This window comes from Desulfonatronovibrio magnus, assembly GCF_000934755.1.
In the GTDB taxonomy this organism is placed as follows: domain Bacteria; phylum Desulfobacterota; class Desulfovibrionia; order Desulfovibrionales; family Desulfonatronovibrionaceae; genus Desulfonatronovibrio; species Desulfonatronovibrio magnus.
The window spans coordinates 1-7,968 of sequence record NZ_JYNP01000112.1; the positions used below are offsets into that span (position 1 = coordinate 1).

At 43.9% G+C, this 7,968-nt stretch carries 7 protein-coding genes and 1 pseudogene; 7 read left to right on the forward strand and 1 reads right to left on the reverse strand.

Features of this window, described 5'->3' with window-relative positions; all coding sequences use genetic code 11:
- The first annotated feature begins 691 nt into the window (after positions 1 to 691).
- From LZ23_RS10865 to LZ23_RS10895, 7 genes and pseudogenes are all read left to right on the forward strand, one after another.
- Positions 692 to 1,075 (forward strand): nucleotidyltransferase family protein, encoded by a 384-nt coding sequence (locus LZ23_RS10865; RefSeq protein WP_052507318.1) that lies wholly within the window; start codon positions 692 to 694, stop codon positions 1,073 to 1,075.
- A 251-nt stretch (positions 1,076 to 1,326) separates the two neighbouring features.
- Complete coding sequence (locus LZ23_RS10870; protein ID WP_045214104.1) at positions 1,327 to 1,599, forward strand: CopG family antitoxin; 273 nt, start codon at positions 1,327 to 1,329, stop codon at positions 1,597 to 1,599.
- A 455-nt stretch (positions 1,600 to 2,054) separates the two neighbouring features.
- Positions 2,055 to 2,597, forward strand: coding sequence for an ORF6N domain-containing protein (locus LZ23_RS10875; RefSeq protein WP_045214105.1), 543 nt, complete (start codon positions 2,055 to 2,057; stop codon positions 2,595 to 2,597).
- A 355-nt stretch (positions 2,598 to 2,952) separates the two neighbouring features.
- Positions 2,953 to 3,486 (forward strand): ORF6N domain-containing protein, encoded by a 534-nt coding sequence (locus LZ23_RS10880; protein ID WP_045214107.1) that lies wholly within the window; start codon positions 2,953 to 2,955, stop codon positions 3,484 to 3,486.
- Between the two features lie 92 nt (positions 3,487 to 3,578).
- The gene (locus LZ23_RS10885) at positions 3,579 to 4,700 is read left to right on the forward strand and encodes a bifunctional glycosyltransferase family 2/GtrA family protein (RefSeq protein ID WP_045214109.1); all 1,122 of its coding nucleotides are present in this window, start codon (positions 3,579 to 3,581) and stop codon (positions 4,698 to 4,700) included.
- 15 nt (positions 4,701 to 4,715) lie between these two features.
- Positions 4,716 to 6,068 (forward strand): ArnT family glycosyltransferase, encoded by a 1,353-nt coding sequence (locus LZ23_RS10890; RefSeq protein WP_045214111.1) that lies wholly within the window; start codon positions 4,716 to 4,718, stop codon positions 6,066 to 6,068.
- 99 nt (positions 6,069 to 6,167) lie between these two features.
- A pseudogene (locus LZ23_RS10895) lies at positions 6,168 to 7,019 on the forward strand (UDP-N-acetylglucosamine 2-epimerase).
- 652 nt (positions 7,020 to 7,671) lie between these two features.
- Here the strand turns inward: LZ23_RS10895 and LZ23_RS10900 are convergent.
- Positions 7,672 to 7,968 (reverse strand): type II toxin-antitoxin system PemK/MazF family toxin (locus tag LZ23_RS10900; RefSeq protein WP_045214114.1); only part of this gene is annotated, 297 nt, incomplete at its 5' end.

Here is a 7,968-nt window from a genome sequence, read left to right on the forward strand (position 1 = left end):
TCGTTCTTCGTTCTTCGTTAAAACCAAGAACCAGGAGCTTTTGAACAATCCCTCCCAGGCTGTGCCTCTTGACAAAGACCTGGCCCTGCCAGAACATGTAAAGCGGGTCGATGTAGTAGGGGAGCATTACCCGTTTGTAAATGACAAAACCGGATCAAAGCCTGAAACTTTATGCTTGGCAAAGGGACTGGCTCTCCCGGCATTTATTTTTCTAATTTGTTTCTTGCTCGATAAAAAATAAGTGCCGGGGTGCCTGTCCCAAGCATCAAAATGGTTCTGTTTACAAACGGGTAATGCTCCCTGTAGTAGCTATGGGGCGCTGCCGCATCATCACAGCTGCCGGTGAAGCCTGGGACAACTGGCTTGACCGCCCCGGAATGACCCAGGACTTTATTAAGAGAGCGTTACGCGTTTCTGACAACTGAAAAAATTGATGTGTTTGTCACAGCTTTTTTGGGGTTAAAAGCGCTTTATCATGGCTTGGCACGGCTTCCTGCCCGGAGGCTTACAGCCCGGAGGGGGACTGTCCCTGGCTTCGGGACTGTCCCCTGTCTGGTTGTCAGAAACGCGTAATGCTCTCTTTTATTAACCAACGCAGTCAGCCGCCTGTGCAGGAGCGTGAGGTGCTTATGAAAGTCAGGTCACGGGACATGCAAGAAGCAGAGCTCCCATTGCTTGAGAAGGAGGGAATATGACGAAAACAGCTTTGGAGATGACCAGGCAAGAGTGGACTGCTTATTCGTCAGGTGTTGCAAAACATAAGATACTTGATCCTTTATCAGTGCAGAAACAGAGAAAGGAGGCTATGCGGCTTGCAAACCATGCTGCGGAGCTTTTACGCAAGGAGTATTCCGCAAAAAAAGTTATTCTATTTGGCACATTGGCCATGGATACCGGTTTTTCCGAACATTCAGATATAGATCTGGCTGCGTATGGAATACCTGATGCTTTATTTTATCGCGCGGCAGCCAGAGTTTCAGGTCTTAGCCCGGAATTTACAGTCGATCTGGTGGATCCGGATTCATGCCGACCATCTGTCAGGGAATCGATCCTGACCAGGGGTATTGAGTTGTGACTTCTGAACTTGCAAGGCTCGCTGAACGAATCCGCCTGGAAATGACTGCCTGACTTCGTCGTTCTTCGTTCGTCGTTCTTAGTTCTTCGTTAACCAGGAACCACGAACCAGAAACCCTAGCGCAGCGTAGTACAGGGCTCTTGGAAGGACAGATTCTGGCAGATACCTTGTCGTTTTTTTCATATATAAGCGAACACATGAAGCTCTGGTGATATCAGCTCGCGATATGACTGAAAAAGAAAGGAGAATATATGCAAAAAGCAAATAAAATGAAAAAAAAATATAGAGATGAGTTGCCTTTATCTTTTGATTCAATCGCTGATGCCGCAGATTTCTGGGAAAGCCATGATTCTGCTGATTACGAAATTTATATGGAAGATGCTCAGTTTAATGTTGATATTAACCGTCATGTTTATCTTGTTCCTGTAGCAGAATCTGTTCTTGAAAAAGTACGGAAGAAGGCCAAACACCAGGGAGTATCTACAGAAACATTAGTTAATATGCTCCTTCAAGAACATGCTTGATCGAGAATAGTTTCTCGTTCGTCGTTAACAAAGAACAGTTCTTAGTTCTTCGTTAACCAGGAACCAGGAACGACGAACCAGGAACCGCGCGCAGCGCAGCGAAGCCGCAGAACCAAGAACCAAGAACAAGGAACGACGAACCAGGAACGGCGGCGCAGCCGCAGCGAAGCCGCAGAACCAGGATCGTGTTTGATTGGAAGCATTACGAGTTTTTTGAAACAAAATATGAATAGGGTGTGTTAAGGCAATCTTTGTGTAAAAAGCTATAAACTACAGCATGGCACGGCTTCCTGCCCGGAGGCTTACAGCCCGGAGGGCGACTGTCCCTGGCTTCGGGACTGTCCCCATCCATTTTCAAAAAACTTGTAATGCTCCCCGTCTGATACCTCAAATCAGGGAATTATAAGCTTGAGATCGCAATTTGCGACCTCAAGTTGGGAGAAAGGACTGACTACATGAGCGATATTATACCAATAGAGAACATCACCGACATGATCCATCATATCCGTGGACAAAAGGTTATGCTGGATCGTGATCTGGCTGAGCTCTACGGTGTTGAAACCAGAATGCTGAAGCAGGCAGTTCGCAGGAATATTGACCGTTTTCCGGACGATTTCATGTTTGAATTGTCAAAACAGGAGCTTGATAATTGGAGATCACAATTTGTGATATCCAATGTGGATAAGATGGGGTTACGGCACCCACCAATGGCTTTCACTGAACAGGGCGTAGCCATGCTCTCAAGCGTTCTTCGCAGTAAGAGAGCAATACAAATCAACATCCAGATCATGCGAGCGTTCACTCGGATCAAGCAGATTATCCTGGACAACGCCGATCTGCGCAGGGAAATTGAGGAGTTGCGTGAGGAAACCGACGGGAAGTTCCGGATCGTTTTTCAGACCCTGGAGCAGCTTCTGGCCGAAGAAGCCCAGCCGAAAAAGAAGATTGGTTTCACGGCTAAGGAAAAGTTATCCCAATTTGGAGAGGGTGGAAAATAAACAGCCCTTGCTGCTAGCATAAATTGTTCCTCGTTCTTAGTTCTTCGTTCTTCGTTAACTGGACAGTAAAAAGTTTTTTTGTAATATTTTGTTTTTATTGGCTTTTTTGGCAAATCAAAATATCTTTCGGTCCAGACCAGGTATCTATCCAAATTTATTGACTTTATTTCTTACAACCAAGAACTAAGAACCAGGAACTTTGAACTCTCAAGATAACAATATCAGTTAACTATATAATTTTAGCATACCTTCAATGAAAATTGCAGCGTATCGTCTATGATATGAAATGGTTACGTGAGCAGCCCTGGGTCAGACCTCAATGGTTCCGTTACAGAAGCATACAGAGTAATGAGCAATGACAGAGAAAAATATTTACGTCCCTGAAGTGATTGCGGGACGAATCCTGGTAATTCGTGGGCATAAAGTTCTGTTGGGTAATGACCTCTCTGAACTATACGGAGTAGAACACCGAGTCCTGATGCAGGCTGTCAAGCGAAATTTAAAGCGCTTCCCATCTGATTTCATGTTCCAGATTACCAGGGAAGAATGGGAAAACTTGAAATCACAATTTGTGACATCAAGATGGGGCGGAATTCGCAAGATGCCTTTTGCCTTTACCGAGCAGGGTGTGGCCATGCTTTCAAGCGTATTAAACAGCGACCAGGCAATCCAGGTTAATATCCAGATCATGCGGGCTTTTACAAAATTAAGACATCTGGTGCTGGATAACGAGGAATTGCGTAATGAAATAGAAAGTCTGCGCAAGGAAACCGAGGGAAAGTTCCGAGTTTTATTTGAAACCCTGGATCATCTCTTAGCTGAAGATGCCAAACCTAAGAAGAAAATTGGTTTTACCGCCAAAGAAAAAGAGGCTGGTTACGGAAGTTAATTTCTTATCCCTTGATCAGAGACACTTGCTGGTCTCAGAGACCTGGCCCCTGCCTGGCCCACAAAGTACAATGACAGTCAGCGAATTTTGATATGCTCACAAATAATACATACACCAAGCCTGTTAAGCTATCCCTGGTTATCCCGTGTTACAATGAGGAGAACACACTGAAAGCCTGCATTGAGAGAGTTCAAAGCATATCAGATGATTATCTTGAACTTGAGCTGATAATTGTTGATGACTGTTCTGATGATGCAAGTTTTCAAATTGCTCAAGATTTGGCCAGAACTCACAACAATATTAAGGTTATTCGTCATTCAGTAAATCAGGGCAAGGGGGCTGCTTTAAAAACTGGTTTTTCCCATGCAACAGGTGATTTTATCGGGATTCAGGATGCTGATCTGGAGTATAACCCGAAAGATCTTCGAAGGCTTATAATACCTTTGGTTGAAGGAAGAGCGGATGTAGTCTTTGGATCACGATATCTTTACTCAGGAGAAAGAAGGATATTGTACTTCTGGCATAGCCTGATGAATCGTTCACTGACTTTTTTATCCAATATGTTCAGTGATCTGGGACTTACTGACATGGAAACATGCTATAAAATTTTCCGGAAAGAAATTATCCAATCAATTCAGATTGCGGAAAATCGTTTCGGGTTTGAGCCTGAAATAGTTGCCAAGGTATCTGAGTTGCGCTGTCGGGTTTATGAAGCACCAATTTCATATGACGGCAGAACTTATGCTGAGGGTAAAAAGATCAACTGGAAGGATGGTCTCCGTGCTCTGTATTGCATTTTGCATTACGGAGCTCACAGTTCCCCCCTGCCTGTGCAGTTTATAATTTATATTTTTATAGGAAGTTTTGCCGCACTATTTAACCTTGTAATATTCATGCTCCTGATTAATTTATTCCCTGTCAGCCTTTCAGCCCTTGCAGCATTCTATGGTGCTGCAGCCTTTAACTATTGGCTGTGCGTGCATTTATTATTCAGAAAAAATATCCGCTGGGGCTCCTGGACAGAACAGGCAGTTTATTTCAGTGCGGTTACAGGCATAGCTCTTATTGACATGAGCATTACCATGGCTTTGTCTGCCTGGGGTACAGGAGTATTGCTGGCTAAGATGATTGCTTCCGGTTTGGTTGTTGTTCTCAATTTTTTGGTGAGAAAATACGTTGTTTTTCCTGAGAAACCACCTTCAGACTGGAAATGACATGAGGTTACTTTTATGAATAACAGGAAAATAGTTGAATGTCTTGGGTGGTTGATTGTGATCCTGGTCATGCTCGCAGGATTGCATTTGCGATTAGTTTCCGTCAGTGAAACTGGAGTCATTGCACCATTAAGATCAGACGCTGGAGACTACTTCTGCTATGCATACAATATGAAGTATAATAATGTTTATTCCCGTCACTGTTTTGATGTTGATGCTGATAAAATCAGACCTGACGCAATCCGTACCCCAGGGTATCCTCTCTTTCTGCTATCTTTTATTGACGGACCTCCAACATTAGATTTTCTTGACAAAGTACTCTTGTCTCAAGTCTTGGTCAGCATGCTAACTTTGCTGGCTTCATTCTATCTTTTTCGTATCATGCTGGGTAATTTTTACTGGGCTATTGGTGCCGCTTTACTAACAGCCTTTAGCCCTCATCTTATTGCTATGAACAGTTACGTCCTTACTGAAACGCTGTTCAGCTTTCTAATAATTGTGTTCTTGCTTTGCATGATTTTAGCTTTGAAAAAGCAACATGTAGCCTGGCTGTTTTTACCGGGATTAATACTTGGGCTTGCATGTCTGGTGCGTCCTGTTGTGCAGTACTTCCCACTCTTTCTCTTAATCCTTTTTCTTGCAAAAGCAGGCTGGAAAAGAGGAACCCAGCAATTTCTCTTTCTTCTGCTCGGATTTTTGCTGGCATTTGGACCTTGGGTAGCCCGTAATATCGTAACCCTCGACAAATTCAGTGATGATCGGCTGACAATTAATTTCCTTCATCATGGTATGTATCCAGATTTCACTTATGAAGGCGTGCCTCATAGCTATGGATTTCCTTATCGGTTTGATCCGGATTCCTCTGAAATCAGCAAAAGCACAGGTTCGGTTTTAAGAGAAATTCTAAGACGTTTTAAGGAAGAACCTGGAAGACATTTGAAATGGTTTATTATTGACAAGCCCAATGCCTTCTGGTCTTGGAGCATTGTTCAGGGTCAAGGCGATGTTTTTGTATATCCTGTAGCTTCAACACCTTATGATACCAAAAGTGAATTCATCGTCACTCGTATCATAATGATTTTTCTTCATCCATTAGTCATTTTGCTGGCTGCTGGAGGTTCTATTGCTGTCTGGCTTGCGCCTAGAAGGGGATCCCCTGAGTTACGATATGATCAGACAGCAGTCCAGCTGTGCGCTCTTCTTTTGATTTACTTCACAGCAGTGCATATGATTGGCGCACCTTTTCCGCGTTATTCAGTTCCCTTAAGGCCAATACTTTTTGGGATGTCCATTTTTGGTTTGAAAGTTCTTGTTGAATACATTGCAGGTTTGGCAAGAAAGACAAGGTTAAAGAACAATCCAGTTTAAACGATCGGCAGTATTCGCACTTGTGAGGCATATGTCGTGATTCACTTCTTTATAGGAACAAAAGCGCAATTCATAAAAATGGCCCCTGTGATGGCTGTTATGGATAAAAAGGACATTCCCTACAGATACATTGACAGTGGCCAGCATGCTGAATTTACCTCTACCTTGCGCAAAGGTTTCAATATCAGAGAACCGGATATTTGCCTGAACAAAGAGGGGCGAGATGTCACCACCATGATATCTGCTGCAAAATGGATGTTTAGTCTCGGCATGAGTAGTGTTTTCCAGAAGAAATGGTTAAAGGAGAAAGTTTTTCCAGGACAAGGCATATGTCTTGTTCATGGTGACACTCTGAGCACTTTGCTCGGTCTGAAAATGGCAAAAGCTGCCGGTTTAGATGTTGCACATATTGAAGCGGGGCTGCGCAGCTACAGTTTTTTGCATCCTTTTCCTGAAGAAATCATCAGGGTTTACTGTATGAATCGATGCGATATCTTGTTTGCTCCTTCTCTGGAAGCCATGGAAAATTTAAAAAAAATGAAGGTGCGTGGCATGGTTGAAGGTATTGAAGGTAATACTGTTGTGGATGCCCTGCGGCTATCCTCTGAACAAAAGACTGAGGTTAAGATACCATCTGCTCCTTATGCACTCGCTGCCTGCCATCGTTTTGAAACCATCACCAGGAAGTCTAATTTGTTGTCTGTTGTAAATCTCTTGAACAGGGTTGCCCGGGATATGAATGTGGTGTTTGCCGTGCATAAACCAACTCGAAGATATCTGGAAAAGTTCGGACTCAAAAACAGACTGGAAACGAATGTTGAAGTAATTGGAATGCAGGATTAGGTCAGTTTTTCTGCTCTGATGCGCAATGCCTCAATGGTTTTGTCTGACGGGGGAAGTATCCAGGAGGAATGCGCTTATCTTGACAAGCCATGCCTGATACTTCGCTGAAAAACAGAACGTTCCGACGGTATTGGAAAAAATGCTGTTTTGTGGGGTTATGATAATCATAATCTGAATTCTTTTCTGGACATGGCTATACGCTATACTCCAAGGCCTGCAGAATGGCCAAGGCCGTCAGAGCAGATTGTTGGATATTTAGAAAAGCATTACTGTTAGCGCTATGGCTGGTAATTTGAGGGGGTATGTTTTATATATTTGGTCGTTGTAATAACCAGGAACGCGTCTGATACCTCAAATCAGGGAACTATGAATTTAAGGTCACAATTTGTGACCTTAAAAAGAGGTGGCGATCCAAATATCCCTCAATGGCCTTTATTGAATTGGAAGTGTCTTTGCTGTCCTCTACAGCGCTGACCTGCGTCGGGAAATTGAGGGGTTGCGGCAGGAGACAGACGGGAGGTTCCAGATCGTTTTTTAAACCCTGGAACAGCTTCTGGCCGACGAAGCCCAGCCGAAAAAGAAGATTGGTTTCACGGCTAAGGAAAAGTTATCCCGGTATGGAGAGGGTGGAATATGAGCAGACCGTGCTGCCAGAATAGATTGTTCCTCGTTCTTAGTTCTTCGTTCTTCGTTAACCAGGAACTAAGAACGAAGAACCAGGAACAGCGGCGCAGCCGCAGAACCAGGAACACCTTTTCGTTTAGTCCAGTTCAAGAGCAATGGCCAGTGCCTGATCAAGTTTTTTCATCTGCTCCAGGTTCAGTGATCCGATAAAGTCGCTAAGCATGCGTTTGGGAATACTGACCAGCTCATCACAATGGATACTGCTCTCATGTTTCAGTCCATTTTCTATTCCTATGTGGACCTGGGTGGAAAGCCCATGGCAAGCTGAATAAACAGGAGCGCAGATAGCAGTGGAAAAACGCGAATCAAGAAGTACCTGGCGGCTGACAACAACAAACACCCGGAAGGCTTTAGGGTCATTGCCAGGGGCCTT